The organism is Paraburkholderia sp. ZP32-5, assembly GCF_021390495.1.
In the GTDB taxonomy this organism is placed as follows: Bacteria; Pseudomonadota; Gammaproteobacteria; order Burkholderiales; family Burkholderiaceae; genus Paraburkholderia.
In genome coordinates, this window is sequence record NZ_JAJEJP010000002.1 from 2,824,054 (window position 1) to 2,850,421 (window position 26,368).

Sequence of the window (26,368 nt, forward strand, 5' to 3'; positions counted from 1 at the left end):
GTTCAGTGCGTCACGAAATGATCCACGAGTTGAAGCGCTCGGTGACCTTCTGACGGTTTGCCTGCCACCACTCCGGGCTCGGCAGCTTCATCGTCTTGATGTTGTCGGGCGCGGTCGGCAACAGCGGTGCGCGCTGCGCGGGAATCGATTCGAACGACTTGCGATTGGTCGGGCCATACGCGAGCGTCTGCGTGAGCACCGCCTGGCGTTTGGCATCCGCGCAAAAGCGCACGAACTGTTTGGCCATTTCAGCGCGCGGCGTGCCCTTCGGAATACCCCATCCTTCGATCGAATAAAGACCCTGATTCCAGACGATCGTCACGGGCGCGCCCGCGTCTTTCGCCGACTGCGCGCGACCGTTCCACAGCGAGATCATGTCGACGTCGCCGCTCTGGATCGCTTGCATCGACTGTGCGCCGGAGGTCCACCAGATCGCGATGTGCGGCTTGATCTTGTCGAGACTCTTGAAAGCACGATCGACGTCGAGCGGATAGAGCTTGTCGAGCGGCACCCCGTCCGCGAGCAGCGCCTGTTCGAGCGTATCGAGCGGGCTGCGGCGCAGGCATCGGCGGCCGGGAAATTTCTTCACGTCCCAGAAGTCCGCCCACGACTTCGGGCCGTTGTCCTTGAACTTGTCGGCGCGATACGCGAGTACCGTCGAATACACATCGACGCCAAGCCAGTCCGCCGTGATCGCCTCGGGCATCACGTCCGGAAAGTCCGAGGCCTTCAGGCCGATCGGTTCCATCAGACCTTTTGCTTCGAGATACGGAATATCGGCGGATAGCGTCAGCGTGGTCACGTCCCACACGTAGTTCTTCGTCTTCACCATCGCTTCGAATTGCGCGACCGGCTGCGACTCCCGCGCCACGCTCACGACCTTGATGCCGGTCGCCTTTTCGAACGGATCGTAGAACGCCTCGCGATAAGCAGTGGTGTATGGACCGCCCGGATCGGATACGACGATCTGTTTGTCGTCGGCGTGCACCAGCGCCGGCATCACGCCGGCAAGCGCGACTGCGCCCGCGCCTTGCAATACCCGGCGCCGCTTTTCGTTGAAGTTCTGCGTCATGGCTATGGTCTCCCGCTCGCTAGCTAGGTCTGTGAAATCGTGCGTGGTGGTGCGTGGTGTGGTGGATGCGCGTGTCGTGTTACTTCGCGCGCTTGCGGAAGAACTCTTCCATCATGCGAGCGGGCTCGCCCGAGTCGTAAGCCTCGCGCTGGATGCGGATGCCCGCTTCGATACAGTCCTGGAAACCCGCTTCGGTCATTTCGCGGAAGCGCTGCTTGTCCAGACGCATCGCGACCGGCGGCTTCGCGGCAAGCTCGGTGGCAATCTCCAGTGCCTTGTCGAACACCTTCTCTTGCGCGACGAGGTGATGAATGAGGCCGATCTGCCTGCACTCTTCCGCGTCCATCAGGCGGCCGGTCAGCGTCAGTTCGATGGTGCGCGACATGCCGAGCATCGTGTTCATGATCCACGGGCCCGTGGTACTGGCGATGCCCGCGTTGATCTCCGGCTGCCCCATGCGCACGCCCGGATGACCGACGCGGATGTCGCCCAGCAGCGCGACCTGAAATGCCGAGCCCGCGGCCGTGCCGTTGAGCGCCATCACCAGCGGCTTCTTCAGGCCGCGCAACACCGCGTAGTAGCGCTGCCATTCCTTGACCCATTCCACCGCGCGCGCGCCGTCGAAATCGTGCGCCTCGGACAGATCCTGCCCTGCCGAGAACGCGCGATCTCCGGCGCCCGTCATGATGATCGCGGCGATATCGTCATCGCCATCGAAGCGTTCGAGCGCTTCGATGATCGCGTTGCGCATCGGCGTGGTCCACGCGTTCAGCTTGTCGGGACGATTCAGCGTGATGACCGCCACGCGGCCATGTTGGGACAACAGGATGTCTTCACTCATCTTTTATCGCATAGCAATAGTTAGTAGGTGTATTTCAATATATGCCGATCAAAAAGACGACGCAAGTAGCAATCCGCCTCATGCGTGATGCTTTTTATGGCGGCGTTTACCCTGGTCGGCAGCTAGCGAACGGGGAGTTGTGGAGGACGCGGGTGTGGTTGCCCGGCGTGGCAAAAATGGGGAGGTTGGACGCAGAAGAAGGCGCGGCGAAGCGAGCGCGCGATGGAGTCGCCGGTCGAATTCGGTGCGGCACGTGTGACGCGTAGGAGGCGACGACGCGCGAATGCGCGAATGTCGCGGCGGGGCAGCGACTTTATGCGAGCAACAGGCTGCAGTTAGCTGAGCACGAGACCGGGATAAGCACTGCCCTATCCCGTGAAAAAGGATTCGCGGCGGTCGGGCGAGTGCCCGAACATGATACGGAGGGCTCGCTATGCGCGCGTACCCAGGCTCTCGAGCGGCAGCTTCGACAGAGGTGGCATCCGCGAGCAGACAGATGCCATGTCGACCCGCCTCGCCAAAGCGAGGCGGCTATCCGCGCCTATCTTGCCGAAGATAGCAATCGCCCGATCCCGCTCTCCAACAACCCCGCGTTCGGCTTGGCCGGCGGCTTCGCGAAACTGCCGGCCGTTGGCCGGATCGGCTTCAGCCTGGCGAGCGTCTCGGCCTGGCACACCGCGCTCGACACGCCATCGACGACCGGCACCGACAGTTCGCCCGCCACTTCGCGCGCAAGCCCCGCGAGCGGCGCGCCCGCGAGAATCAGCACGTCCGCGCCGTCCTGCTCGACCGCCTCGCGGCTCAGTTCGACGAGCCGCGCGCCGTGATCCCGCTGCACCGTCGACGGATCGCGCAGCGGGCGGTCCAGATGGCGGATGCCCGAGAGCCGGCCGAGCATGCCGTAGCGAGCGATGCATTCGCGATACCAGGCCGTGATGCGCCGCGAAATCGCGATGATGCAGATACGCTGGCCCATCTGCGCGGCGGTCATCAGCGCGGCCTCGGTCATGCCGACCACCGGCACGTCGAGCACCTCGCGCAGCTCCAGCAGCCCCGGATCGCCGAATGCCGCCACCACTAGCGCGTCGTAGCTGCCATACCGCTCGCCCGCGATGGTGGCGGTCGCATGCGCGCCGAGCAGCGCCTCGAAACGCGTCTCGATGTACGCGACGCCGCTCGCCGCGGTCGCCATCTCGATGTGCGTGTCGGCGTGCGCGACCCGGCGCGCCTCGGTTTCGATCAGCTCGGTGACGCCCGGCGTGATGTTCGGATTGACGATCAGCAGATTCATGGCGAGTCCGTAATTAGCCGAAGATTGCGGACAGATCGACTTCCGCGTCTTCGGGCAGCGATAGATCAAGCGTCGCTTCGATATGGTCGAGATGACCGACGGCCGCGGCGATCGCCCCTTCCAGATCGCCCTTCTGCATCAGTTCGATGATCTCGGTGTGCTCGTGATTTGGACATGCGGGCACGTTCGGCGAATCGAACAGCAGGATGATCAGGCACGTCAGCGACGCCAGTTCGCGCATCAGTCTCGTGAGCGGCGGGCTCGCCACCATTTCCGCGATCAGCAGATGAAACTCTCCCGACAGCCGGATCACCGCATGCTTGTCGCCCTTGTCGCGCGCCGCGCGTTCTTTCGCGACGTGTGCGTGCAGGCGGAGGAAATCGTCGGGATTGGCGCGTTCGACCAGCGTGCGGATCAGCGCCGGCTCCAGAATGCGACGCGCCTGGAAAATGTGCCGCGCGTCCTGCACCGACGGACTCGCGATGAACGCGCCGCGGTTCGGAATGGTCGTGACGATACCTTCGTGCGTGAGCCGCGCGAGCACCTTGCGGATGCGCGTGCGATTGGTCCTGAACACGCTGGCGAGCTTTTCTTCGACGAGCCTGGTTCCCGGAATCAACCGGTGCTCCATGACGGCGGTCAGGATGCGCTCGTAAATCGGATCGGCGTGATCGTCGACGCCGAGGATCTGTCGGGTACTGCGCGTCCTGCGCACTCGCGGGGTCTCTTTCTCGGTCAACACGCTCGATGTCCTTGCTACTTCATTTTGTGTCAATGTGATTCTAGATTGTCACAACACAAAACGGAACTTCTGAATTTGCACCACCGATGTTCGCGAGCACCACCGCAGCGCGGCTTCGCTCGGTAAACGCACGAGATGAGTGCCGCGGTCGCCAGCGTCCGTCATCCAGTGCGGTCCATCGAGCGTTTGCCCGCCTGCCGCGCACCTTGCCGCAAGGCATTCGTCATCGGCGTTCACGCCTTCCCAAGCAGGAAGGCCGGCTATCGAGATCCATCTATTGGCACAGCAGTTGCTTTATTTGTCACAAATTCAAATTATTTTGTGACAATACGGAGCTTCTTCGATGCAATTTGTCCGCCTGTCTCTCGCCACCCTGAAGCGCGCCGCCCGCACGCTCGTCGCGCCCATCATGGTGGCCGCCGCGTTCTTGCCTGTCGCCGCTCACGCCAGGGACGCCGAACCCGTCAAGCTCGGCTATGCAAAATGCGCGCACTGCACGCCATTGTCGCTAACGCCGCAGTACGCCACCGGCGTCAAGCTCTCGGCGATATCGTTCAACACCGGCAACGACGTGCTGACCGCGCTGCTGTCCAAAAGTATCGACGTCGCGCAGGTCACCTACCTACACTACGTGACCGCGCTCGACAAAGGCTTCAAGGTGGTCGCTGTCTCCGGCCAGATCAACGGCGGCTCGCAGATCCTGATCGCCAACGATCTGCCGGTGCAGCCCGGCGACTGGGACGGCCTGAAGAAGCTGATCATGCAGTACAAAAAGGACGGCAAGCCGTTCCGCGTCGCCGCTTCGCGCGGCAACGCGCAGGATATTCACATGCGCGGCGCGTTCCTCACGCACGGCATCGACATCAACAAGGACGTGCAGTTCGTCAACATCCCGAACCCGTCCGATCACGTGCAGGCGCTGCGCCGCGGCGAGGTCGAACTGATCACCTCCGTTGAGCCGTTCGCCACGCAGATCCGCGACGTGAAGGCCGCGAAGTTCTTCGCGTTCCCGTACGACCAGGCCGCCGGCAAGCTGACCAACCTGATCGTCACGCGGCCGGATGTGATCGAGGACAATCCGCAGGGCGTGCTCGAAACGGTGCGCGCGATCGTCAAGGTCGATGATCTGATGGCGTCGAACAAGCCGCTGTTCATCGACACGATCCAGAAGGTGACGGGCCTCGACAGGACCATCGCCGCGGGCGCCGTCGACAACCTCGATCCGGACTACAGGATGTACCGTACTTCGGCGGTCGCGATCGCGAAGATGATGCACGACCTGAAGTACGTGAACTCGGATGTCAGCGATGCGGTGCAGAAGAATCTCGACTACAGCTTCCTCGAGAAAGTGACCGGCAAGCCGAAGACGCAACTGGGCTACTGACAGGAAATCGCAATGGCATCCCTGTCCTCGTCACGTCTTTACCGGCGCATCGAGCGCGGCATCGTGCCGGTGCTGCTGCTTGCCGGCTGGGAAGCGTTCTCGCGCTCCGGCATCCTGCCGGCGGCGCTGCTGCCCGCGCCGTCGCAGGTGCTGATCGCGTGGGCCGACTGGATCTTCTCCACCGACGGCAACACGCAGACCTACTCCGGCCACTGGCTCTTCGACATCGCCGCGAGTGCGGGCCGCGTGTTCGCGGGTTTCGGCATCGCCACCGTGCTGGGCGTGGCGATCGGCATGGCGATCGGCTGGTCGCGCGCGGTCGAATCGCTGGTCGAGCCGACCTTGCAGACGCTGCGCCCGATCCCGCCGGTGTCGTGGATCCCGCTCGCGATCATCTGGTTCGGCATCGCCAACAAACCGGCGATTTTTCTCGTGTTCATGGGCTCGTTCTTTCCAGTCCTGCTGTCCACCATCCACGGCGTGAAAACCTGCGACCGCAATCTGCTGCGCGCGGGTGCGATGACCGGCGGCACGCCCAGCATGTTGTTGCGGCACATCGTGTTTCCGGCCGCGCTGCCGAGCATCTTCTCCGGCCTGCGTATCGCGATCGGTTCGGCGTGGATGCTGACCGTGACCGCCGAAATGGTGGCGGTGAAGAGCGGCGTCGGCTACGTGCTGTGGGATTCGTATTACTTCCTGCGTTACGACATCGTGATCGCGTCGATGGTCAGCATCGGGCTGCTCGGCTACGTCAGCGACTGGGCGATCAAGCAGATCGCTGCCCGCGCGCTGCGCTGGCAGCACGGTTCCACCTTGCAGGCACGCGGAGGTTAGGCACATGGCACTCATTACCGTCGACGGCGTGTCGCGCACGTTCGAAGACAGCAAACGCAAGCAGACCGTGATTGCGCTCGACAACGTGAGCCTGAAGGTCGAGCGCAACGAATTCTTGTGCCTGCTCGGCCCGAGCGGCTGCGGCAAGTCGACCCTACTGAATTTGATCGCCGGCTTCGACAAGCCGTCGTCGGGCACCGTCAGCGTCGGCGGATCGGTGGTCACGCAGCCGGGCGCCGATCGCGGCGTCGTGTTCCAGCAGGCCAACCTGATGCCTTGGCTGCCGGTCTGGGAAAACGTCGCGTTCCATCTGAAGATGCGCGGCGTCGCGAAAGCGGAGCGGCGCGAGCGCGCGCAACGCTACATCGCGATGGTCGGGCTGAAGGGCTTCGAAAATCACTTTCCGAGCGAACTGTCCGGCGGTATGAACCAGCGCGTCGGCATCGCGCGGGCGCTCCTGATGAATCCCGAAGTGATCCTGATGGACGAGCCGTTCGGCGCGCTCGACGAGCAGACGAAGATGGACATGCACGCCGAGCTGATCCGCATCTGGCGCGAGAGCCGCAGCACGATCGTGTTCGTCACGCACGGCATCGACGAATCGCTTGCGCTGGGCACGCACGTCGCGGTGATGTCGGCGCGGCCGGGACGCATCCGCGAACTGATCCCCATTGAACTCGACCGCCCGCGCGATCCGACCGGCGCCGCCTTCAACGATTACAAGCGCCACATCCTGTCGCTGCTGCGCCCGGAAACGGTCACGGAGACGGCCTGACATGACGGTGTTCATCACGGGCAGCAGCGGTTTCGTCGGCCTCGCGCTGACCGAGCATCTGCTCGCGCGCGGCGACACGGTGATCGGCTTCGATCGCCATCCGCCGCGCGAATCCGCCTGCCGCGCATTCGCCGCGCTGCCGGGCCGCTTCGTGCCGCTGACCGGCGACGTCCGCGACGCCGACGCGCTCGAAGCGGCGATGCGCGCGCACCGGCCGTCGCGGCTCGTCACGCTCGCGGCAATCACCGCCGACGCGCAGCGCGAGCGCGCCATGCCGCAGACGATCTTCGAAGTCAACGTGGGCGGCGTGCTGGCTGCGCTGCACGCCGCGTCGCGCAGCGGCGGCATCGGCCGCGTGGTGCACATCAGTTCCGGCTCGGTCTACGGCGAAAGCGGCCGCGACCATGCGCGTCGGCTCGTCGAAGAAATCACGCCGCTCGCGCCCGAGGGCCTGTACGGCATATCCAAGCGCGCCGCCGAAGACGCCGCCCGGCGGATCGCCGGGCTTTACGGTCTGCCGCTGACCATCGGCCGGCTCGGCACCTGTTTCGGTCCGTGGGAAGCGGACAGCGGCGTGCGCGACACGTTGAGCGCGCCCTTGCAGGTGCTCGAATGCACGCGCCGTGGCGACACCGCGATCCTGCCGCGCGCGCACCGCCGCGACTGGCTGTACGTGCGCGACGCCGCCGCGGCGATCGTCGCGCTGCTCGATACGCCGGCGCTCGCGCACGACCTGTACAACCTCGCGGCCGGTTTCGCATGGAGCGTCGTTGACTGGTGCGAGCGGCTCGCCGCGCGCGATCCGCGTATCGCGTGGCGCATCGCGTCACCGGACGACACGCCGAACATCGACTACTACGCACCGTACGATCGCGCGCCGATGGACATCGCACGCCTCGTCGCTGATACGCCCTTCGTGCCGCACTTCGATCTCGCGCACGCCGAAGCCGATTTCCACCGCTGGCTCGATACCCCGACATGACGACGACGCCCGCTCCCTACTCCGCCGCGAGCCTCGCGATGGACGGCAAGGTCTGCATCGTGACCGGCGCCGCCTCCGGCATCGGCCGCGCAATCGCGCGCCAGCTCGCGGCCAACGGCGCGCGCGTGGTGATCGCCGACGTGACCGACACGGTCATCGAAGGCGGCGAACCGACCGCCACGCTGATCGAACGCGACGGCGGCCACGCGTACGCGATCGCCACCGATGTCAGCGACACCGCGCAGGTGGACGCGCTGATCGCGCGGACGGTCGAGCGTTTCGGGCATCTCGACGTACTGGTCAACAACGCCTGCATCCGCCACGCGCGGCCCCTGCTCGATCTCGACGAAGCCGACTGGCAACGCGTGATCGACGTGAATCTGGGCGGCGTGTATCGATGCTGCCGCGCAGCCGTGCGCCAGATGATCGCGCAGCCGGACATCGGCGGCGTGCGCGGACGCATCGTCAATCTGTCGTCGCAGCACGGCATGATCGCCGCGCCAGGCGATCTCGCGTACGGCGCCAGCAAGGCCGCCATCGATTACCTGACGCGACAGATCGCCACCGACTATGCGCCGCAAGGCATCGTCTGCAACGCGGTCGCGCCGGGCAAGATCCAGACCGGCGCGGGCGGCCGCGCGCTCGATCCGGACGTGCTCGAGCGCGCCACGCGCCGCACGCCGTGGCCGCGTCTCGGCGACCCCGACGACGTCGCGCGCGCGGTGCTGTTTCTCGCCAGCGACCTCTCGACCTTCACCACCGGCGCCACGCTGATGGTCGACGGCGGCTGGATGGCCGCATGACGCCGACGCAAGCCCCACCCCCGCTCGATCTGCTGATCACCGACGCGACGCTCGTCGACGCGGACGGCGTGGCCCGGCAGGCGGCGCTCGGCATTCGCGGACCGCGGATCGCCTGGCTGGGCGAATCGTCGCAACAGGCAGCGCCGTTGCCGACAGCGGCGCGCGTGCTGTCGCTGCCCGACCGCGTGATCGTCCCTGGCTTCGTCAATGCGCACTATCACGCGGGCCTCAATTTCGCGCGCGGCGTCGCGCCCGATTGCGGCTTCGCGCCGTCGTATACGCCGGGGCTGCCGCAGGCGTCGTGGCTCGAACCGGACGAAGCGTGGGCGCTGTCGCGGCTCGGTGCGCTCGAAGCGCTGCGCGCGGGCTGCACGACGCTCGTCGACAGCTTCGTGCACGCCGAATCGACGATCGAAGGCATCGCGCAAACCGGGGTGCGCGTGTTCGCGAGTCAGCGTCTGGCCGACGTCGATTTCGCGTCCGTGCTCGCGGGCGAGCGCCGCTTCGATCGCGCGCGCGGCGAGCGCCAGCTGGAACGCGCCGACGCGTTTGTGGCGCGCTGGGCCGGTCGCGCGAACGGCCGCATCCAGGCGCATCTGACCGCGCACGCGCCCGACACCTGCTCCGCCGATCTGCTGAAGGACATCGGCGCGCTCGCCTGTCGTCTGAACCTGCCGGTCAGCACGCATCTCGCGCAGAGCGCCGACGAAGTCGCATGGGTGCGCGCCACGCATGGCCGCTCGCCGGTCGAACTGCTCGACGACGTCGGTTTGCTCGACGCGCGGCTCCTCGCCGGCCACTGCATCCACGTCGACGACGGCGACATCGGGCGCCTCGGCAGAAGCGGCGCGCACGTCGTGCATATTCCGCTCGGCAACGCGATGTCCGGCCGCATTGCGCCGACCCGCCGCCTTGCCGACGCGGGCGCGCCGCTCAGCCTCGCCACCGACACGATGCACGGCGACATGCTCGAAGCAATGCGCTGGGCGCTGGCAATGGGCCGGCTGCAAAGCGGCGCCATCGATCCCGCCTGGCAGCCGCGCGACGTGCTGGCGATGGCGACGCGCAACGGTGCCGACGCGCTCGGCTGGGGCGCGCGCCTCGGCCGTCTCGCCGTCGGGCAACTCGCCGATCTCACGATCGTCGATACGCGCCGCCCGCACCTGACACCCTGCATCGACGCCGCCGCCCTGCTCGTGCACAACGCGAGCGGCGCGGACGTCGAAAGCGTGATCGTTGACGGCCGCTTCGTGATCGAAGCGGGCCGCGCGATCTGCGTCGACGAACACGCGATCCGCACCGAAGCCGAGCGCGTCTGCCGAGCCGTCTGGCGGCGCTGTCCGCAGCCGCTGCGCGCCTATCCACCCGTTTCTTCCAACCGACCATGAGCCGACGTCTGCGCCTTGGCGTTCTCACGCCATCCTCCAATACTTCGCTCGAACCGCTCACGCAGCGGCTCGTCGCGGGACTGCCGGAAGTCAGCGTGCATTTCGCACGCTTCTCCGTCACGCAGATCGCGCTCAGCGCCGACGCGCTCGGCCAGTTCCAGAGCGATCGCATTCTCGCCGCCGCGCGGCTGCTCGCCGATGCGCACGTCGACATCATCGGCTGGAGCGGCACCGCCGCGGGCTGGCTCGGCTTCGATCAGGACGTCGCGCTGTGCGAAGCGATCACCGGCGCGACCGGCGTGCCCGCGAGCACCTCGGTGCTGGCGCTCAATCGCGCGCTCGATGCGTACGGCGTGCGCCGTCTCGGGCTGGTGTCGCCGTATCTCGACGACGTGCAGTGCAGGATCGTCGACAACTACGCGGCGCTCGGCATCGACGCGTCGTGCGAAAGCCATCTCGGCATTCAGGAGAATTTCGCCTTCGCGCTCGTCGACGAAGCGACGCTCGACCGCCAGGTGGCCGAGGTGGCGGTGGCGGGCGCGCAGGCGATCGCGACCTACTGCACCAATCTGTATGCCGCGCATCGCGTCGCGCATTGGGAACAGCAGCACGGCGTGCCGGTGTTCGACACGGTGACGACCGTGGTGTGGGACATGTTGCGCCGTCTTGGCGTGGATACCCGCCGCATCGACGGCTGGGGCCGACTTCTGCAGGAAATCTGATATGCCGCACTTCGACACCGTCATCCGCAACGCGCGCGTCGTCACCGCCGCGGACATCTTCACCAGCGACATCGGCATTCGCGACGGACGCATCGTCGCGCTCGGTCTCGATCTCGACGCGGGCGCGCGCGAGATCGACGCGGCTGGACGCCACGTGACGCCGGGCGGCGTGGACAGCCACGTGCACTTCGACCAGCCGACCGGCGACGGCTCCATCATGGCCGACGACTTCCTGTCCGGCACGACCTCGGCGGCCTGCGGCGGCACCACCACGGTGATTCCGTTCGCGTGCCAGCAAAAGGGCCACACGTTGCGCGAAGCGATCGACGATTATCATCGGCGCGCGGGTAACAAGCCGGTGATCGACTACGCGTTCCATCTGATCGTCACCGACCCGACGCCGCAGATCCTGAAGGAGGAACTGCCCGCGCTGATTGCGGAGGGCTATACGTCGTTCAAGATCTACATGACGTACGACGCGCTGAAGCTCTCCGATCGCGAGATTCTCGATACGCTGCTGGTGGCGCGCAACGAAGGCGCGATGGTGATGATCCACGCGGAAAACGCCGACTGCATCGCATGGCTGACCGAAAAGCTGCTCGAAGCGGGCCACACCGCGCCGCGCTATCACGCGACGTCACGGCCGATGCTGGTCGAGCGCGAAGCGACGCATCGCGCGATTTCGCTTGCCGAAGTGGTCGACGTGCCAATTCTGATCGTGCACGTATCCGGCCGCGAAGCGGTCGAGCAGATTCGCTGGGCACAGAGCCACGGTCTGAAGGTGTACGGCGAAACCTGTCCGCAATATCTGTTTCTGACCGCCGATTCGCTCGGTTGCGACGACAGCTTCGAAGGCGCGAAATGCATCTGTAGTCCGCCGCCGCGCGACAAGGCCAATCAGCAGGTGATCTGGGACGGACTCGAGAACGGCTCGTTCGAAGTGTTTTCGTCGGACCATGCGCCGTTCCGTTTCGATGGTCCGGACGGCAAGAAAGTGCATGGCGAAAACGTGTCCTTCGATCAGATCGCCAACGGCATTCCGGGCGTCGAGACGCGCATGGCGCTACTGTGGTCCGAAGGCGTGCGGCGCGGGCGCATCACGCCGCAGAGCTTCGTCGCGCTGACTTCGACGAATGCGGCCAGGCTATACGGACTGTATCCGCGCAAAGGCAGCATTGCGATCGGCGCGGATGCGGATCTGGTGATCTGGGACGAGAGCGGTGAAGTCGAGATTACCAATGCGAAGTTGCATCACAACGTCGATTACACGCCGTACGAAGGCATGCGCGTAAGCGCCTGGCCAGCGCTGACGATGTCGCGCGGTGACGTCGTGTGGGACGGCCAGACTCCTTGTGGCAAGGCAGGACGCGGCGAGTTTTTGCCGTGCGCGCGGCCGGAGCCAGCCAGACCGCGCCGGCGCAAGACGCTGCTTCCGATCTGAAATAGCGTTGCAGTTGGGTAGACCCCGGACGCAAGCGGCTTTTTTTTAAATTATCGGAGAGGGGCGTGGGGATATCCGTTGCCGGAAAAGGCGGCATACCCCAAAAAAAGCTTCCCAACGAAACTGTGGAACTCAACAGGGGAAGTTGACGGAATAACGAATGGTGGGCCGGGTGGGGTTCGAACCCACGATGTCCTTTCGGAGGTGGATTATGAGTCCACTGCCTGCAACCAACACGGCGTCCAGCCCAGAGAAGAAAAAGACCCGGTCGTAAAGGCCGGGCCATTTCGTCGATTGGCCGACATACTACACGAAAAAGGGGCCTTCGCAACCGCTTCGCTCATGCGAAACGACCGGAAGGCCCCTTCAATTCACATCAGTGCCGGCTATAGGCGCCGGCCGCGATCAATTCCCTTCGAGGAACGACTTCAGCTTGTCCGAACGGCTCGGATGACGCAGCTTGCGCAGCGCCTTCGCCTCGATCTGACGGATCCGCTCACGCGTCACGTCGAACTGCTTGCCGACTTCTTCGAGCGTGTGATCGGTGCTCATCTCGATACCGAAGCGCATGCGCAATACCTTCGCCTCACGCGGCGTCAACGAGTCGAGCACGTCTTTCACGACATCGCGCATGCTCGCGTGCAACGCGGCATCCGCCGGCGCGACCGTGTTCGTATCTTCGATGAAGTCACCCAGATGCGAATCGTCGTCGTCGCCGATCGGCGTTTCCATCGAGATCGGTTCCTTCGCGATCTTCATGATCTTGCGGATCTTGTCTTCCGGCATTTCCATCTTCTCGGCCAGCGTTGCCGGATCCGGCTCAAGACCGGTTTCCTGCAGAATCTGGCGCGAGATGCGGTTCATCTTGTTGATCGTTTCGATCATGTGAACCGGAATCCGGATCGTGCGAGCTTGGTCGGCGATCGAACGCGTAATGGCCTGGCGAATCCACCACGTCGCATACGTGGAGAACTTGTAGCCGCGACGATATTCGAATTTGTCCACCGCCTTCATCAGGCCGATATTGCCTTCCTGAATCAGGTCGAGGAACTGCAGACCACGGTTCGTGTACTTCTTCGCGATCGAGATCACCAGACGCAGGTTCGCCTCGGTCATTTCACGCTTCGCCTGACGCGCCTTCAGTTCGCCGGCCGCCATCTGACGGTTGGTTTCCTTCAGGTCCTTCAGCGGCAGCACGACACGCGCCTGCAGATCGAGCAGACGTTGCTGCTGTTCGCGGATCGCCGGAATGTTGCGCGTGAGGATCGCGCTATACGCGTGACCTTCGGCGACGATCTTGTCGGCCCATTCCAGATCCGTTTCGCTGCCCGGGAAACGCGCGATGAACTCCGCACGCGGCATGCCGCACTTGTCGACCACCGTATGCAGGATCTGCCGCTCGACCTGACGCACTTCATCCACCTGCGCGCGCAGCGTGTCGCACAAACGCTCGACCGTACGCGCGGTGAAGCGGATCGTCATCAGTTCGTTCTGGATCGTTTCCTGCGCCTTCAGGTACGACTTGGACTTGTAGCCTTCCTTCTCGAACGCGCGACGCATCTTGTCGAACCATTCGCTGATCAACGCGAACTTTTCGAGCGACGCGCGGCGCAGTGCTTCGAGCTGCGCGGCGTTGGCCGTGGCTTGCGCCGTGCCGTCGTCTTCTTCCTCGTCCTCTTCGTCCTCTTCCTCGGTTTCCTCATCCTCGCTTTCGATCGCTTCCGCTTCCTGCGCGGAGAAACCGTCAGCATCTTCCGCGTCGGCGTCGATCAGGCCATCGACGAGTTCGTCGATGCGCACTTCGTCGTTGGCGACGCGCTCGGCCATCGCGAGGATGTCGGCGATCGTGGTCGGGCAGGCCGAGATAGCCATCACCATGTGCTTGAGGCCGTCTTCGATCCGCTTCGCGATTTCGATTTCGCCTTCGCGCGTGAGCAGTTCGACCGTGCCCATTTCGCGCATGTACATGCGGACCGGGTCGGTCGTGCGGCCGAATTCGGAATCGACGGTGGACAGCGCGACTTCCGCCTCCTCTTCGACTTCGTCGTCCGACGAAGCCGCGGGTGCGTTGTCGTTGAGCAGCAGCGTTTCAGCGTCCGGGGCCTGTTCGTAGACCGCGACGCCCATGTCGTTGAACGTGCTGATGATGCCTTCGATCGCCTCGGTCTCGGTGAAGTTGTCCGGCAGGTGATCGTTGATTTCAGCGTAGGTGAGGAAGCCGCGCTCCTTGCCGAGCTTGATCAGCGCGCGCAGTTTCGAGCGGCGCTCCTCGAGTTCCTCGACCGTGCCCGGCTGTGACGACGCAAACGCATCTTTCAGCAGCGCTTTTTCCTTTGCACGACGGTCGCGAGCCTTGACCTTCTCCACCTTGCCCGGTGCGGCGGCAGCGGTTTCTTCGGTCTGGGTTGCTTCGTCATCGACGGGTACTTCATTCAGCTTTTTCGTCATGGAGTTCGCCGTACCGGCTGTAGTCTCGACTTCCGGCTGTTGGACAACAGCCGGTTGAGCCGTGGATACTGAAGTCACGCGCGCCGCCGCATCGTCCTCGACGGTAGCCGCTTCCCTTGCGCTTCTGACACCTGACCGCTTCGCTGCCGGCGGTGCTACAGCTTTCGCCGCCCGGACCGGAGCCGCATGCGCGGCCGCGGTAGTCGACGACTTCTTCCCCGCAGCCGGCGCGACACTGACGGCAGACGTTTTCCTGGCGGATGCAGTCAGCTTGGCTTCGGTAACTTTTCCGGTGCGCTCTTTCGCGCGTGAGCCTGTTGTCTGATTTCCGCCTGTCGTCTTTGCCATCGCATCGCCTTTTCGCCTTTGCTAGGAAAACCCTTGAAAAAACAAACCGCTAGAAACTTTCAATTATAGCACCGGGGGTTCCAGCCCCCCGTTACAGCCCGAGCTGACGCTTCATCTCGGCACGCTTGCGGTTGAGGTCCGAAAACTCGGCAAATTCTTCCGGCGTGTGCCTCGACTGCCTCGAAAGCTGTTCGAGTCGGTCGCAATAAGCGTCGTACCGCATCTTCAGGATCGCGGCTTTCAATTCCTCGCCGACAATCCGCTCCTGCTCGCGCCGTTCCTCGATGACGGCCGTATCCTGCGGGTCTTTCAGCAGCAAATCCCGGACGTTTTCATCATAGTCTAGAATTTTGCGAAAGATTTCCTCGAAAGTTGGGGCGTTCGCACCATTTCGCAAGAGATCGGACAACAGCTGAAACTCCGCCGAATCGCCCAGCGCGCGCGCATGCGTCGTCACTTCGGCGAACAATTCCGCGTGCCGGGTCACGCTGACCAACGCCTCTTCAGCCTCCTCGTCGAGCATCGCGACCGTGCGCGGATGCATCACCAGATTGCGCAGCGTCTTTTCCTCGATCCCGGTCACACTGCGGCGGTCCTTACGGGCTGGCGCCCCGCGGGCCGCCGCCGCGATCCGCGCATCGACCTCGCACAGCGCCGCGACTTCGTCGAACGGCACGTCGAGCCGGTCCGAGAACATATGCATGATCTGCGCGCGCAACGCGTTGGCCGGCAGCGCCTGCAGCAGCGGCTTCGCGTCGAACAGTGCGCGGGCCTTGCCTTCCGGCTGATCCAGCTCCTTGCCAGTCAGCACCTCGTTGAGCATGAACTGCGACAGCGGCATCGCGCGTTCGACCTGCTCGGCGAACGCCTCGGTGCCGAATTCGCGCACGTAGCTGTCCGGATCGTGCTCGGACGGCAGGAACAGGAAGCGAATCGTGCGATTGTCGGCGGCGTGCGGCAGACAGGCGTCGAGCGCGCGGCGCGCGGCGCGACGGCCGGCCGAATCGCCATCGAAACTGAAGATGACCGTGTCGGTCTGGCGCATCAGTTTCTGCACATGAATCGGCGTGCATGCGGTGCCGAGCGTCGCGACCGCGTTCTGAAAGCCCAGTTGGGCCAGCGCGACCACGTCCATATAACCTTCGACGACCAGCACATAGTGCTGCTCGCGGATCGCGAGACGCGCTTCGAACAGCCCGTACAGCTCGCTGCCTTTGTTAAATAGAGGTGTTTCGGGCGAATTCAAATATTTGGGCTCGCCGCTGTCGAGTACCCGCCCGCCGAAGCCGATCACCTGTCCCTTTACATTGCGGATCGGGAACATGATCCGCTCGCGAAAGCGGTCGTAGCGGCGGTTCTGCCCCTGCGCATCGGACTTTTCGCTGACGATCACGAGACCGGCTTCGACCAGCGCGTCATCGCGGTAGTTCGGGAACGCTGTCTCAAGGTTCTGCCAGCCGTCCGGCGCATAGCCGAGGCCGAAGCGCGCGGCGATTTCGCCGGTCAGGCCGCGCTTTTTAAGGTATTGGATCGCGCCCTGCGCGCCGCGCAACTGCTTGCGGTAGTAGTCGCAGGCGGTCTGCATCACATCGGAGAGCGCGGTGGTAACGGCCTTGGACGCCGCCGGCGCATAGCCGCCGGAACCGCCGCCGCCCGCGCCACCATAGCCGGGCGAAGGCTCGTGCGGCACGGTCAGGCCAACCGATTGCGCGAGCTCGTTGACCGCCTCGGGAAATGACGCGCCCACGTGCTCCATCAGGAAGCCGATGGCCGTGCCATGGGCGCCGCAGCCGAAGCAATGGTAGAACTGCTTGGTCGGGCTAACCGTGAACGACGGGCTCTTCTCGTTGTGAAACGGACAAAGCCCCATGAAGTTCGCGCCGCCCTTTTTCAGCTGCACATACCGTCCGACCACGTCGACGATATCGACGCGGTTGAGCAGATCCTGCAGGAATGACGGTGGGATCACAGTAAATAACGCTGCCAGGAAAGCTTCAAAATCCAGGCCCGGAATCCGGGCACCACTCCGCGACCGCGCGCCACGCCCGCGTTCGATCAGCGAGGCGCGCGCGGCGCGGACAACCAGACGGCGTTACTTCGTGAGCGCAGCCTTGACCTGAGCCGAGACCGCGGTCATGTCGGCCCGGCCGGCGAGCTTCGGCTTGAGCACGCCCATCACCTTGCCCATGTCCTGCGGGCCGGCGGCGCCGGTTTGCGCGACGGCCGCCTGCACTTCGGCGACGATTTCCGCTTCCGACATCTGTTCGGGCATGTAGGTGGACAGGATGGCCAGTTCGGCCTTTTCCTTGTCGGCCAGATCGGTACGGCCGGCGGCCTCGAACTGGCTGATCGAATCCTTGCGCTGCTTGATCATCTTGTCGACGACGGCGGTCACGGCGGCGTCGTCGAGCGTGACGCGCTCATCGACTTCGCGTTGCTTGATCGCGGCGAGCAGCAGGCGGATCGTGCCGAGACGCTCGGTCTCGCGCGCCCGCATGGCAGCTTTCATATCGTCGTTGATCCGGTCCTTGAGACTCATCACTCACCTGAATTGCGTTGAAAGTTGAAAACCGGCTGGATCGATGGCGGCGCTACCGCGACATCAACACGAACACCCGCTTGGGACGTTTTCCTCAAGCGGGTTGGCACAATATATGTATTGGATGCGACCCTGCCGGCTGGCCCGATGGGCCGGGTTTTCCGTGATGACACCGGTCGTGCCACCATCGGCCTCGATATTGCCGCGTCGTCGAAGCGAGATCACGGCAACGTCAGAATCAGTAGAACTTTTTCGGCAGCATCTGGCCACGCAGACGCTTGAAATGACGCTTCACCGCCGCTGCTTTCTTGCGCTTGCGTTCGGCTGTGGGTTTTTCGTAAAACTCGCGAGCGCGAAGTTCCGTCAGCAAACCGTTTTTCTCCATCGTGCGCTTGAAACGGCGCATGGCGACTTCGAACGGCTCATTGTCTTTTACGCGGATGGTCGTCATTTTTCAATAACGGAACTTTGTAAAGGTTGATGAGTATAGCAGAGCTTTCTCACAAAGCTACCGCGCCGTCAAGCCCCCCGCGCATACTCCGCGGCGGCCTCGCCAGCCGCGACACCGGAGGCCCAAGCCCACTGAAAATTGTAGCCGCCGAGCCAGCCGGTCACGTCCACCGCCTCGCCGATGAAATAGAGGCCCGGAACGCGCTCGCTCATCATCGTCGACGACGACAGACCGCGCGTGTCGACGCCGCCGCGCGTCACTTCGGCCTTGCGATAGCCCTCGGTGCCGTTCGGGGTGAGCGTCCAGCGCGACAATGCCTCACCGATGCGCCGCAGCGCCTTGTCCGGCAGATCGGCCATGCGGGCGTCGGCAGCTACCTGGTGGGTGTCGAGCCACGCATGCGCGAGCCGCTGCGGCACCCATTCGGACAGCAGGTTGGCAATCTGCCGTTTCGTGCCGCTTTTGGCGTCGATCAGCGCGGACGCGGCATCGCGCTCCGGCAGCAGATTGATGTGGATCGGCTCACCGGGCTGCCAATAACTCGAGATCTGCAGGACGCCCGGGCCCGACAGGCCGCGGTGCGTGAGCAGCAGATCCTCGGTGAATTCGGCGCCGGTCTTTTTGTTGCCGGTCGCAAGCTGCACCTCGAGCGACACGCCGGACAGAGCCGCGAACGGCTCCCAGTCCGCCGGCGCGAAGGTCAGCGGCACCAGCGCGGGGCGGGTGTCGATCAGTTTGTGGCCGAACTGCTTGGCGAGCCGGTACGCGAAATCGGTCGCGCCGATCTTCGGGATCGACAGGCCGCCTGTTGCGATCACCAGCGCGCGTGCGGAGATCGTCCCCGCCGACGTGCCGAGCATGAACTGGCCCTGTCCGTCGTGGCGCACTTCGTCGACGGCCAGCGGCGTACGCCATGCGACACCGCCGACGTCGCATTCGTTCTTCAACACGTCGATGACCGCATCGCTCGACTGATCGCAGAACAGTTGCCCCTTGTGCTTCTCATGCCAGGTCACGCGATAGCGCTTCAGCAGCGCCATAAAGTCGCGCGGCGTGTAGCGCGCCAGCGCCGAACGGCAGAAATGCGGATTCGCCGACAGATAATTGGCCGGCCCCGCGTACAGATTCGTGAAGTTGCAGCGCCCGCCGCCGGAGATGCGGATTTTCTCCGCGAGACGCTGCGAGTGGTCGATCAACGCCACGCGCCGGCCCAGTTGCCCGGCCACGGACGCGCACATCATGCCGGCCGCGCCCGCGCCGATCACCACGATATCGAAGGATTCCATGGGGCCGCATTGTACCCGCGGGACTTGCGGCGTCTGCGGCCCTAAGCCCGCGCTGCTATACTTTTGGGCTTACCTTTCACTTTCCGGCGCGCGTCCGTGCGCCCGCTCAAAGCGATTCATCATGCTCGTTCTCGGCATCGAAAGCTCCTGTGACGAAACCGGTCTCGCGCTCTACGACACGGAGCGCGGTCTGCTCGCGCACGCATTGCATTCGCAGATTGCGATGCACCGCGAGTATGGCGGCGTCGTGCCGGAGCTTGCGTCGCGTGACCATATCCGCCGCGCGCTGCCGTTGCTCGAAGAGGTGATGGAACGCGCCAAGGTGGCGCGAAGCGACATCGACGCGATCGCCTACACGCAAGGGCCGGGGCTCGCGGGCGCGCTGCTCGTCGGCGCGAGCATCGCCAATTCGCTGGCGATGGCGTGGGACAAGCCAACCGTCGGCATCCATCATCTCGAGGGGCATCTGCTGTCGCCGCTGCTGGTCGATGAGCCGCCGCCGTTCCCATTCGTCGCACTGCTGGTGTCGGGCGGCCATACGCAGTTGATGCGCGTAACCGACGTCGGCGTCTACGAGACGCTCGGCGAAACGCTCGACGACGCCGCCGGCGAAGCGTTCGACAAAACCGCCAAGTTGCTCGGTCTCGGCTATCCGGGCGGCCCCGAAGTCTCGCGCATGGCCGAATTCGGCACGCCCGGCGCGGTCGTGCTGCCGCGTCCGATGCTCCATTCGGGCGACCTCGATTTCAGTTTCAGCGGCCTGAAGACCGCCGTCCTCACGCATGCGAACAAGCTCGGCGGCGCGAATATCTGCGAGCAGGCGAAAGCCGATCTCGCGCGCGGGTTCGTCGATGCCGCAGTCGAAGTGCTGGCGGCGAAGTCGCTCGCGGCGCTCAAGCGCACGAAGCTGAACCGGCTCGTGGTAGCGGGGGGTGTCGGCGCAAACCGGCAGTTGCGCGAAGCGCTGTCGGCCGCCGCGCAAAAGCGCAACTTCTATGTGCACTACCCGGACCTGTCGCTATGCACGGACAACGGCGCGATGATCGCGCTAGCCGGCGCCTTGCGCTTGCAGCGCTGGCCCGAGCAGGCCGGCAACGACTACGCGTTCACCGTGAAGCCGCGCTGGGATCTAACCTCGCTCGCGCACTGAATCGATTCGAGCCGTGGCGCCAGCCCAATAAAAAAGCCGCTTATCAAAGCGGCTTTTTTTATGCATCGATGCGCTCGCAGCGAAGCGGCGCATGCGTCCAGCCAATTCTCAGTTCACCCGCTTATCCCGCTCGATCACCGCATACGCGCTGTGATTGTGAATCGACTCGAAGTTCTCGGCCTCGAGCACATACGCGACGATGCGCTGATCCGCATTCAGACGCTGCGCGACGTCACGCACGAGGTCTTCGACGAACTTCGGATTCTCATACGCACGCTCGGTGACGAACTTCTCGTCCGGGCGCTTGAGCAGGCCCCACAGTTCGCACGACGCCTCTTCCTCGGCGATGCGCACCAGCTCTTCCACTGCAACGTCGCCGTTGAACTCAGCGTCGATCGTGACATGCGAGCGTTGATTGTGCGCGCCGTACTGCGAGATTTTCTTCGAGCACGGGCACAGGCTCGTGACCGGCACCAGCACTTTCAGGAACAGCCGCGTAGCGCCGTTGCGCGTGTCGCCCGTCAGCGTGACTTCGTAGTCGAGCAGGCTTTGCACGCCCGATACCGGCGCGGTCTTGTTCACGAAGTACGGAAATGAAACCTCGATGCGGCCCGCCTCGGCCTCGAGCTTTTCGAGCATCGTCGCGAGCATCGCGCGGAACGCTGCTGCGTCGAGCGGTGCCTTGTTCTCTTCGAGCAGCGCGACGAAACGCGACATATGCGTGCCCTTCTGATCAGCCGGCAGATGCACGTCGAGATTCCATGTACCGACCGTCGGCTGCACGTCACCGGCTTGCGTACGCACCGTCAGCGGATGGCGCACACCCTTCACGCCAACCCGTTGAATCGGGATCTGGCGCGTGTCGGGCGTACTCTGCACGTCGGGCATCACAAAGGCGGGGTTCATCTGATTCATCTTTTTGTCCTTTCTGGAAAACGCCGGGCCACCCCAAGGGTTCGCTGCATCGGGGACTGCCGCGCAACGACAGATTCGAGGCGCCCAGCGGCCGTGCGGATCAGCGCGCGCAACGGCGAACGCCGGCTCCTGCCGGCGTTGGGTGACGGGCTGCAACGCCCGTCGATTCAAACTGGAAATTACCGGAACCGCCGTCGCATGACGACGGCATCGAGCGGTACGACAGCGACAGCGCTTTACGCGACGCGCTTCACCGACGATTGACCGCCGACCGCGCCGCTCGTAAGGAAGCGTTCGCGGATCGACCGGGCGATACCCGCGGCGTCGAGACCACACGCGGCGAGCAGCTTGGCCGGGTCCCCATGATCGATGAACCGGTCAGGGAGGCCCAATTGTAGTACGGGTCGCATAACCCCACTCTCGAGCAGGGCTTCGACGCAGGCCGAACCCGCGCCACCCATGATGCAACCTTCCTCGACAGTGACGATTGCATCGTGCGTTTCAGCCAGCCGGCGCACGAGTTCGGTGTCGAGCGGCTTCACGAAGCGCATGTTGGCGACCGTCGCATCGAGTTGCTCGGCTGCGGCGAGCGACGGCGCGACCATCGTGCCGAACGCGAGAATCGCGATGCGCTTGCCGGCAGGCGCCGAGGTTTCCCGACGCACTTCGCCCTTGCCGATCGGCAGTGCGGCCATCTGCTTGACCGTTGCAACGCCGGTGCCTGCGCCACGCGGATAGCGCACCGCTGTCGGGTTCGGCTGCTGCAATGCGGTGTACAGCATCTGCCGGCACTCGTTTTCGTCCGACGGCGCCATCACGGTCATGTTCGGGATGCAGCGCATGAACGCGAGGTCGTATGCGCCCGCGTGCGTTGCGCCGTCAGCGCCGACGAGGCCCGCGCGGTCGATTGCGAACACCACCGGCAGATTTTGCAGCGCGACGTCGTGGATCAATTGATCGTACGCGCGTTGCAGGAAGGTCGAGTAGATCGCGACGACCGGCTTCATGCCGTCAGCGGCGAGACCGCCGGCGAACGTCACCGCATGCTGCTCGGCGATACCGACATCGAAATAGCGGTCCGGGAAGCGCTTTTCGAACTCGACGAGGCCCGAGCCTTCGCGCATAGCCGGCGTAATGCCGACTACCCGCGAATCGAGTTCGGCGGCATCGCACAGCCATTCGCCGAATACCTGCGTGTAGGTCTTCTTCGACGGCGTCGCGGCCGGCTTGATGCCTTCGGCCGGATTGAACTTGCCCGGACCGTGATACAGCACCGGGTCGGCCTCGGCCAGCTTGTAGCCCTGACCTTTCTTCGTGACGACGTGCAGGAATTGCGGACCGCGCAGTTCCTTGATGTTCTGCAGCGTCGGGATCAGCGAGTCGAGATCGTGACCGTCGATCGGGCCGATGTAGTTGAAGCCGAACTCCTCGAACAGCGTAGCCGGCACGATCATGCCCTTCGCGTGCTCTTCGAGCTTGCGCGCGAGATCGAGCACCGGCGGCGCGACGCGCAGCACGCGTTCGACGCCGGCACGCGCGGCCGCGTAGAAACGGCCCGACATCAGGCGCGCGAGATGGCGATTCAGCGCGCCGACCGGCGGCGAGATCGACATGTCGTTGTCGTTGAGGATCACGAGCAGCGGCACGTCGTCTTCGACGCCCGCGTTGTTCATGGCCTCGAAGGCCATACCGGCCGTCATCGCGCCGTCGCCGATCACGGCGATGCCCATGCGGTTGTCACCCTGCAGCTTGCTCGCGACCGCCATGCCGAGCGCAGCCGAAATCGACGTGCTCGAGTGCGCGGTGCCGAACGTGTCGTATTCCGATTCGTCGCGTTTCGGGAAGCCCGAGATGCCGCCCAGTTGACGCAGCGTGTGCATCTGGTCGCGGCGGCCCGTCAGGATCTTGTGCGGATAGGTTTGATGGCCGACGTCCCAGACGATCCGGTCGTGCGGCGTGTCGAACACATAATGCAGAGCAATGGTCAACTCGACCGTGCCGAGGTTGGACGAAAGATGGCCACCCGTCTGCGATACGCTGTCGAGCACAAAAGCGCGCAACTCGTCGGCAAGCGGTTGCAATTGGCGGCGATCGAGGCGGCGCAGGGCTGCCGGGTCGTCGATGGTTTTCAGCAAGTCGTACATCGTCGTTCCATTGTAGGAAAACTTACGCGCCCGCACTTCATACATGCACCCCGGGGATGGAGGGTGCGCGGCGGCGGGCTTTCGCGTTCAGCTGACCCGGTTCACCACCAGGTCGGCCAGTTCGGCAAGACGCTGCGCGCGCGCGCCGAACGGCGCGAGCGCGGCGTGAGCGTCGCTGCGCAGTTGCGCCGCGAGAGCGCGCGACGCGTCGAGCCCGATAATCGACACGTAGGTCGGCTTGCCGTCCTTCGCGTCCTTGCCGGCGGTCTTGCCGAGCGTCGCGGAATCGGTCGTGACATCGAGAATGTCGTCGACGACCTGGAACGCGAGGCCGATCGCGGCGGCGTAGGCGTCGAGCGAGCGCATCGCATCGGCGCTCGGCGCCTCACCAGCCAGCGCGCCCATGCGCACCGCCGCGCGCAGCAATGCGCCGGTCTTCATACGATGCATGGTTTCGAGCTGCGCACGCGTGAGCGTATGGCCAACGCTGGCAAGATCGATCGCCTGGCCCCCGCACATGCCGATCGAACCGCTCGCGAGCGCCAGTTCGCGCACCAGCGACGCCTGCTGCTGCGCCGCCAAAACATCAGAGGTGAGCACGACGAATGCCTGCGATTGCAGCGCGTCGCCGACCAGCAGCGCGGTCGCTTCGTCATACTTGACGTGGACCGTGGGCTTGCCGCGGCGCAGTTCGTCGTCGTCCATGCACGGCATGTCATCGTGGACCAGCGAGTACACGTGGATCATTTCCAATGCCGCCGACGCCGCGTCGATGCATTCGGCGCGCGCGCCGGTCAGTTCGCCGGCCGCGTGGCACAGCAGCGGCCGCACGCGCTTGCCGCCGCCAAGCACCGCGTAGCGCATCGCCTGATGCAGCGTGCCGGGTTCGGTCGCCTCAGCGGGCAGATAGTGATCGAGCGCCGTTTCGACGCGTTCGAGCACCGAGCGCATCCATTGTTCGAATGTCATAGATCGTCGTCCCCGCTTTCAGTAGCGGCTGTGCCTGCGGTATTCATGGGCAGAGGCTTGAGCGTCTCGCCATCGAGTATGCGCACCTGCTGCTCGACCTTCTCGAGCTGCTGTTGACAGAATGCGACAAGCGCCGCTCCGCGGCGATACGCAGCCAACGATTCCTCGAGGCTCAAGCTACCGCCTTCCATGCGCGCGACGAGTTCTTCGAGTTCCGCCTGCGCGGCCTCGTAGTTCTCGGGCAGCGGCGCGATATCACCGCCTTCGGCTGGCGCGGCGGCGATACCGGCGGTATCTTTCGATGCAGTCTTCGCCATGAATAGTCGCAAAATTAAAACAAGTCGGACATTCTACGGCAAAAGCGCCGTTTCCGACCCGCTTGCCAGCCTGCGCGGCGGCGCCCCACTTCGGTTCGACCTCGCCTTCAGCCCGCTTTTTCGCTGCTTCGACCCCGAAGTCTCGCAGAAAAAAGCGGCTAGGTCTGCGGCGAAAATGCCGAACTTTCCTGGCATTTTTAACCCAAATCAGATACTTAAGTGCCCCAGCAGAGGGGAAACGGGTATAATCGCCGGTTCCCTAAATCGAATCTTCGATGGTTGGGTTGTTCACTGCTTTCACGTCTTCATCGGGAGTGGGAATGTCCAATCTGAGCAATGCATTGCAGTTGCGGTCTGTTCACAGCCAGCTGCCAGTCACGGCTTACTTTGACGAAGCGCTTCTTACGCGCGAAATCGACACCCTTTTCAAGAAAGGTCCTCGCTACATCGGTCACGATCTGATGGTGCCCGAAGCGGGGGATTATTTTGCCTTGCCCAGCGAACGCGAGGGGCGGGTGCTCGTTCGTAACCAGCAATCGGAAGTCCAGCTGCTGTCGAACGTGTGCCGCCACCGGCAAGCCATCATGCTCAACGGCCGCGGTCAGACACAAAACATCGTCTGTCCGCTGCATCGCTGGACGTACGATCTGAAGGGCGAGCTGCTCGGCGCACCCCATTTCGCCGACAACCCGTGCCTGAACCTCGGCGCAACGCCGCTGCAGAACTGGCAGGGGCTGTTGTTCGAAGCACAGGGACGCAACGTCGCGAAAGATCTCGCCCGTCTCGGCCCGAGCCGGCATTTCGACTTCTCGGGCTTCATGTTCGATCACGTCGAAGTCCACGAGTGCAACTACAACTGGAAGACCTTCATCGAGGTCTATCTGGAGGACTATCACGTCGCGCCGTTCCATCCGGGCCTCGGCAGCTTCGTCAATTGCGACGACCTGACGTGGGAGTTCGGCAACTGGTACAGCGTGCAGACGGTCGGCGTGCACAAGGCGCTCGAGCAGCCCGGCAGCCCGACCTATCGCAAGTGGCACGATGAAGTGCTGCGCTTCCGCGATGGCAATCCGCCCGAATTCGGCGCGATCTGGATGGTGTACTACCCCGGCATCATGATCGAGTGGTATCCGCACGTGCTGGTCGTGTCGTGGCTGATCCCGCGCGGGCCGCAGAAAACCACCAATGTCGTGGAGTTCTATTACCCCGAGGAAATCGCGCTGTTCGAACGCGACTTCGTCGAAGCCGAGCGCGCCGCCTATATGGAAACGGCCCGCGAAGACGACGAGATCGCCGAGCGCATGGACGCCGGGCGGCGCGCACTGATGGAGCGCGGCGAGTCGCAGGTCGGCCCGTATCAGAGCCCGATGGAAGACGGCATGCAACACTTCCACGAGTTTCTACGGCGCGAACTCGGCAAGATCTGAGTCACCGCGATCGCCACATGTACCAACGCAAAGAGACGGGCTTCGGCCCGTCTTTTTTGTTTAGACTACCGAGATAGACCGGCCACTTATCCGCGCGCT

23 protein-coding genes and 1 tRNA gene are annotated in these 26,368 nt (G+C 64.2%); 10 read left to right on the top strand and 14 right to left on the bottom strand.

Annotated elements, in window-relative coordinates; translation table 11 throughout:
• Positions 1–10 precede the first annotated feature (10 nt).
• From L0U82_RS31385 to L0U82_RS31400, 4 genes are all read right to left on the bottom strand, one after another.
• On the bottom strand, positions 11–1,072 hold the full coding sequence (locus L0U82_RS31385) for an ABC transporter substrate-binding protein (RefSeq protein ID WP_233837106.1): 1,062 nt from the start codon (positions 1,070–1,072) through the stop codon (positions 11–13).
• A gap of 79 nt (positions 1,073–1,151) precedes the next feature.
• On the bottom strand, positions 1,152–1,913 hold the full coding sequence (locus tag L0U82_RS31390; RefSeq protein ID WP_233837107.1) for an enoyl-CoA hydratase/isomerase family protein: 762 nt from the start codon (positions 1,911–1,913) through the stop codon (positions 1,152–1,154).
• A 541-nt stretch (positions 1,914–2,454) separates the two neighbouring features.
• A complete protein-coding gene (locus tag L0U82_RS31395) occupies positions 2,455–3,204 on the bottom strand; it encodes an aspartate/glutamate racemase family protein (RefSeq protein ID WP_233837108.1) in 750 nt (249 codons plus the stop codon).
• A gap of 13 nt (positions 3,205–3,217) precedes the next feature.
• Positions 3,218–3,946: a GntR family transcriptional regulator gene (locus L0U82_RS31400; RefSeq protein WP_233837110.1), complete on the bottom strand. Its 729-nt coding sequence runs from the start codon at positions 3,944–3,946 to the stop codon at positions 3,218–3,220.
• 343 nt (positions 3,947–4,289) lie between these two features.
• Between L0U82_RS31400 and L0U82_RS31405 the strand changes: the two genes are divergently transcribed.
• The 8 genes from L0U82_RS31405 to hydA are packed head-to-tail and all read left to right on the top strand — an operon-like array spanning position 4,290 to position 12,275.
• Positions 4,290–5,330, top strand: coding sequence for an ABC transporter substrate-binding protein (locus L0U82_RS31405; RefSeq protein ID WP_233837111.1), 1,041 nt, complete (start codon positions 4,290–4,292; stop codon positions 5,328–5,330).
• Between the two features lie 12 nt (positions 5,331–5,342).
• The gene (locus L0U82_RS31410) at positions 5,343–6,164 is read left to right on the top strand and encodes an ABC transporter permease (protein ID WP_233837112.1); all 822 of its coding nucleotides are present in this window, start codon (positions 5,343–5,345) and stop codon (positions 6,162–6,164) included.
• A gap of 4 nt (positions 6,165–6,168) precedes the next feature.
• Positions 6,169–6,939, top strand: coding sequence for an ABC transporter ATP-binding protein (locus L0U82_RS31415; RefSeq protein WP_233837113.1), 771 nt, complete (start codon positions 6,169–6,171; stop codon positions 6,937–6,939).
• A gap of 1 nt (position 6,940) precedes the next feature.
• Entirely contained in the window at positions 6,941–7,921 is a 981-nt protein-coding gene (locus L0U82_RS31420) for an NAD-dependent epimerase/dehydratase family protein (protein WP_233837114.1), read from the top strand.
• Positions 7,918–8,724: an SDR family NAD(P)-dependent oxidoreductase gene (locus tag L0U82_RS31425; RefSeq protein WP_233837115.1), complete on the top strand. Its 807-nt coding sequence runs from the start codon at positions 7,918–7,920 to the stop codon at positions 8,722–8,724. Before L0U82_RS31420 ends, L0U82_RS31425 begins: the two co-directional genes overlap by 4 nt.
• Positions 8,721–10,112, top strand: coding sequence for an amidohydrolase family protein (locus L0U82_RS31430; protein WP_233837116.1), 1,392 nt, complete (start codon positions 8,721–8,723; stop codon positions 10,110–10,112). Before L0U82_RS31425 ends, L0U82_RS31430 begins: the two co-directional genes overlap by 4 nt.
• Entirely contained in the window at positions 10,109–10,834 is a 726-nt protein-coding gene (locus L0U82_RS31435) for a maleate cis-trans isomerase family protein (protein WP_233837117.1), read from the top strand. The genes L0U82_RS31430 and L0U82_RS31435 overlap by 4 nt, the downstream gene beginning before the upstream one ends.
• Position 10,835: 1 nt before the next feature.
• Positions 10,836–12,275 carry a dihydropyrimidinase gene (gene hydA, locus L0U82_RS31440; RefSeq protein ID WP_233837119.1) on the top strand — a complete coding sequence of 480 codons (1,440 nt, stop codon included), beginning with the start codon at positions 10,836–10,838 and terminating at the stop codon, positions 12,273–12,275.
• Positions 12,276–12,436: 161 nt separating this feature from the next.
• Here the strand turns inward: hydA and L0U82_RS31445 are convergent.
• The 6 genes from L0U82_RS31445 to L0U82_RS31470 form a co-directional block, all read right to left on the bottom strand.
• Positions 12,437–12,524, bottom strand: a tRNA-Ile gene (locus L0U82_RS31445).
• A 156-nt stretch (positions 12,525–12,680) separates the two neighbouring features.
• Complete coding sequence (gene rpoD, locus L0U82_RS31450) at positions 12,681–15,071, bottom strand: RNA polymerase sigma factor RpoD (protein WP_233837120.1); 2,391 nt, start codon at positions 15,069–15,071, stop codon at positions 12,681–12,683.
• A 91-nt stretch (positions 15,072–15,162) separates the two neighbouring features.
• The gene (gene dnaG, locus L0U82_RS31455; protein ID WP_233837121.1) at positions 15,163–17,040 is read right to left on the bottom strand and encodes a DNA primase; all 1,878 of its coding nucleotides are present in this window, start codon (positions 17,038–17,040) and stop codon (positions 15,163–15,165) included.
• 123 nt (positions 17,041–17,163) lie between these two features.
• Entirely contained in the window at positions 17,164–17,610 is a 447-nt protein-coding gene (locus L0U82_RS31460; protein WP_233837122.1) for a GatB/YqeY domain-containing protein, read from the bottom strand.
• A gap of 238 nt (positions 17,611–17,848) precedes the next feature.
• Complete coding sequence (gene rpsU, locus L0U82_RS31465) at positions 17,849–18,061, bottom strand: 30S ribosomal protein S21 (RefSeq protein WP_028196180.1); 213 nt, start codon at positions 18,059–18,061, stop codon at positions 17,849–17,851.
• 68 nt (positions 18,062–18,129) lie between these two features.
• Positions 18,130–19,347 (bottom strand): NAD(P)/FAD-dependent oxidoreductase, encoded by a 1,218-nt coding sequence (locus L0U82_RS31470; protein WP_233837123.1) that lies wholly within the window; start codon positions 19,345–19,347, stop codon positions 18,130–18,132.
• A 121-nt stretch (positions 19,348–19,468) separates the two neighbouring features.
• On the opposite strand from L0U82_RS31470, the gene tsaD reads away from it, so the two are divergent.
• Positions 19,469–20,497, top strand: coding sequence for a tRNA (adenosine(37)-N6)-threonylcarbamoyltransferase complex transferase subunit TsaD (tsaD, locus tag L0U82_RS31475; RefSeq protein ID WP_233837124.1), 1,029 nt, complete (start codon positions 19,469–19,471; stop codon positions 20,495–20,497).
• A 108-nt stretch (positions 20,498–20,605) separates the two neighbouring features.
• On the opposite strand, the gene folE2 is transcribed toward tsaD, so the two are convergent.
• The 4 genes from folE2 to L0U82_RS31495 form a co-directional block, all read right to left on the bottom strand.
• Positions 20,606–21,412, bottom strand: coding sequence for a GTP cyclohydrolase FolE2 (gene folE2, locus L0U82_RS31480; protein WP_233837125.1), 807 nt, complete (start codon positions 21,410–21,412; stop codon positions 20,606–20,608).
• A 236-nt stretch (positions 21,413–21,648) separates the two neighbouring features.
• Positions 21,649–23,556: a 1-deoxy-D-xylulose-5-phosphate synthase gene (gene dxs, locus L0U82_RS31485; RefSeq protein ID WP_233837126.1), complete on the bottom strand. Its 1,908-nt coding sequence runs from the start codon at positions 23,554–23,556 to the stop codon at positions 21,649–21,651.
• Between the two features lie 87 nt (positions 23,557–23,643).
• On the bottom strand, positions 23,644–24,525 hold the full coding sequence (locus L0U82_RS31490) for a polyprenyl synthetase family protein (protein ID WP_233837127.1): 882 nt from the start codon (positions 24,523–24,525) through the stop codon (positions 23,644–23,646).
• Positions 24,522–24,842 carry an exodeoxyribonuclease VII small subunit gene (locus L0U82_RS31495; RefSeq protein WP_233837128.1) on the bottom strand — a complete coding sequence of 107 codons (321 nt, stop codon included), beginning with the start codon at positions 24,840–24,842 and terminating at the stop codon, positions 24,522–24,524. Before L0U82_RS31495 ends, L0U82_RS31490 begins: the two co-directional genes overlap by 4 nt.
• A 320-nt stretch (positions 24,843–25,162) precedes the next feature.
• On the opposite strand from L0U82_RS31495, the gene L0U82_RS31500 reads away from it, so the two are divergent.
• Positions 25,163–26,269, top strand: coding sequence for an aromatic ring-hydroxylating oxygenase subunit alpha (locus tag L0U82_RS31500; RefSeq protein WP_233837129.1), 1,107 nt, complete (start codon positions 25,163–25,165; stop codon positions 26,267–26,269).
• Positions 26,270–26,368 lie beyond the last annotated feature (99 nt).

Bases quoted from the DNA above. Each gene is read 5' to 3' on its own strand.
- L0U82_RS31490 (WP_233837127.1), bottom strand. From the start codon at position 24,525: ATGACATTCGAACAATGGATGCGCTCGGTGCTCGAACGCGTCGAAACG.
- hydA (WP_233837119.1), top strand. From the start codon at position 10,836: ATGCCGCACTTCGACACCGTCATCCGCAACGCGCGCGTCGTCACCGCC.
- tsaD (WP_233837124.1), top strand. From the start codon at position 19,469: ATGCTCGTTCTCGGCATCGAAAGCTCCTGTGACGAAACCGGTCTCGCG.
- L0U82_RS31395 (WP_233837108.1), bottom strand. From the start codon at position 3,204: ATGAATCTGCTGATCGTCAATCCGAACATCACGCCGGGCGTCACCGAG.
- L0U82_RS31435 (WP_233837117.1), top strand. From the start codon at position 10,109: ATGAGCCGACGTCTGCGCCTTGGCGTTCTCACGCCATCCTCCAATACT.
- L0U82_RS31385 (WP_233837106.1), bottom strand. From the start codon at position 1,072: ATGACGCAGAACTTCAACGAAAAGCGGCGCCGGGTATTGCAAGGCGCG.
- rpsU (WP_028196180.1), bottom strand. From the start codon at position 18,061: ATGACGACCATCCGCGTAAAAGACAATGAGCCGTTCGAAGTCGCCATG.
- L0U82_RS31470 (WP_233837123.1), bottom strand. From the start codon at position 19,347: ATGGAATCCTTCGATATCGTGGTGATCGGCGCGGGCGCGGCCGGCATG.
- folE2 (WP_233837125.1), bottom strand. From the start codon at position 21,412: ATGAATCAGATGAACCCCGCCTTTGTGATGCCCGACGTGCAGAGTACG.
- L0U82_RS31415 (WP_233837113.1), top strand. From the start codon at position 6,169: ATGGCACTCATTACCGTCGACGGCGTGTCGCGCACGTTCGAAGACAGC.
- rpoD (WP_233837120.1), bottom strand. From the start codon at position 15,071: ATGGCAAAGACGACAGGCGGAAATCAGACAACAGGCTCACGCGCGAAA.
- L0U82_RS31405 (WP_233837111.1), top strand. From the start codon at position 4,290: ATGCAATTTGTCCGCCTGTCTCTCGCCACCCTGAAGCGCGCCGCCCGC.
- L0U82_RS31430 (WP_233837116.1), top strand. From the start codon at position 8,721: ATGACGCCGACGCAAGCCCCACCCCCGCTCGATCTGCTGATCACCGAC.
- L0U82_RS31500 (WP_233837129.1), top strand. From the start codon at position 25,163: ATGTCCAATCTGAGCAATGCATTGCAGTTGCGGTCTGTTCACAGCCAG.
- L0U82_RS31410 (WP_233837112.1), top strand. From the start codon at position 5,343: ATGGCATCCCTGTCCTCGTCACGTCTTTACCGGCGCATCGAGCGCGGC.
- L0U82_RS31425 (WP_233837115.1), top strand. From the start codon at position 7,918: ATGACGACGACGCCCGCTCCCTACTCCGCCGCGAGCCTCGCGATGGAC.
- L0U82_RS31420 (WP_233837114.1), top strand. From the start codon at position 6,941: ATGACGGTGTTCATCACGGGCAGCAGCGGTTTCGTCGGCCTCGCGCTG.
- L0U82_RS31390 (WP_233837107.1), bottom strand. From the start codon at position 1,913: ATGAGTGAAGACATCCTGTTGTCCCAACATGGCCGCGTGGCGGTCATC.
- dxs (WP_233837126.1), bottom strand. From the start codon at position 23,556: ATGTACGACTTGCTGAAAACCATCGACGACCCGGCAGCCCTGCGCCGC.
- L0U82_RS31460 (WP_233837122.1), bottom strand. From the start codon at position 17,610: ATGAGTCTCAAGGACCGGATCAACGACGATATGAAAGCTGCCATGCGG.
- L0U82_RS31495 (WP_233837128.1), bottom strand. From the start codon at position 24,842: ATGGCGAAGACTGCATCGAAAGATACCGCCGGTATCGCCGCCGCGCCA.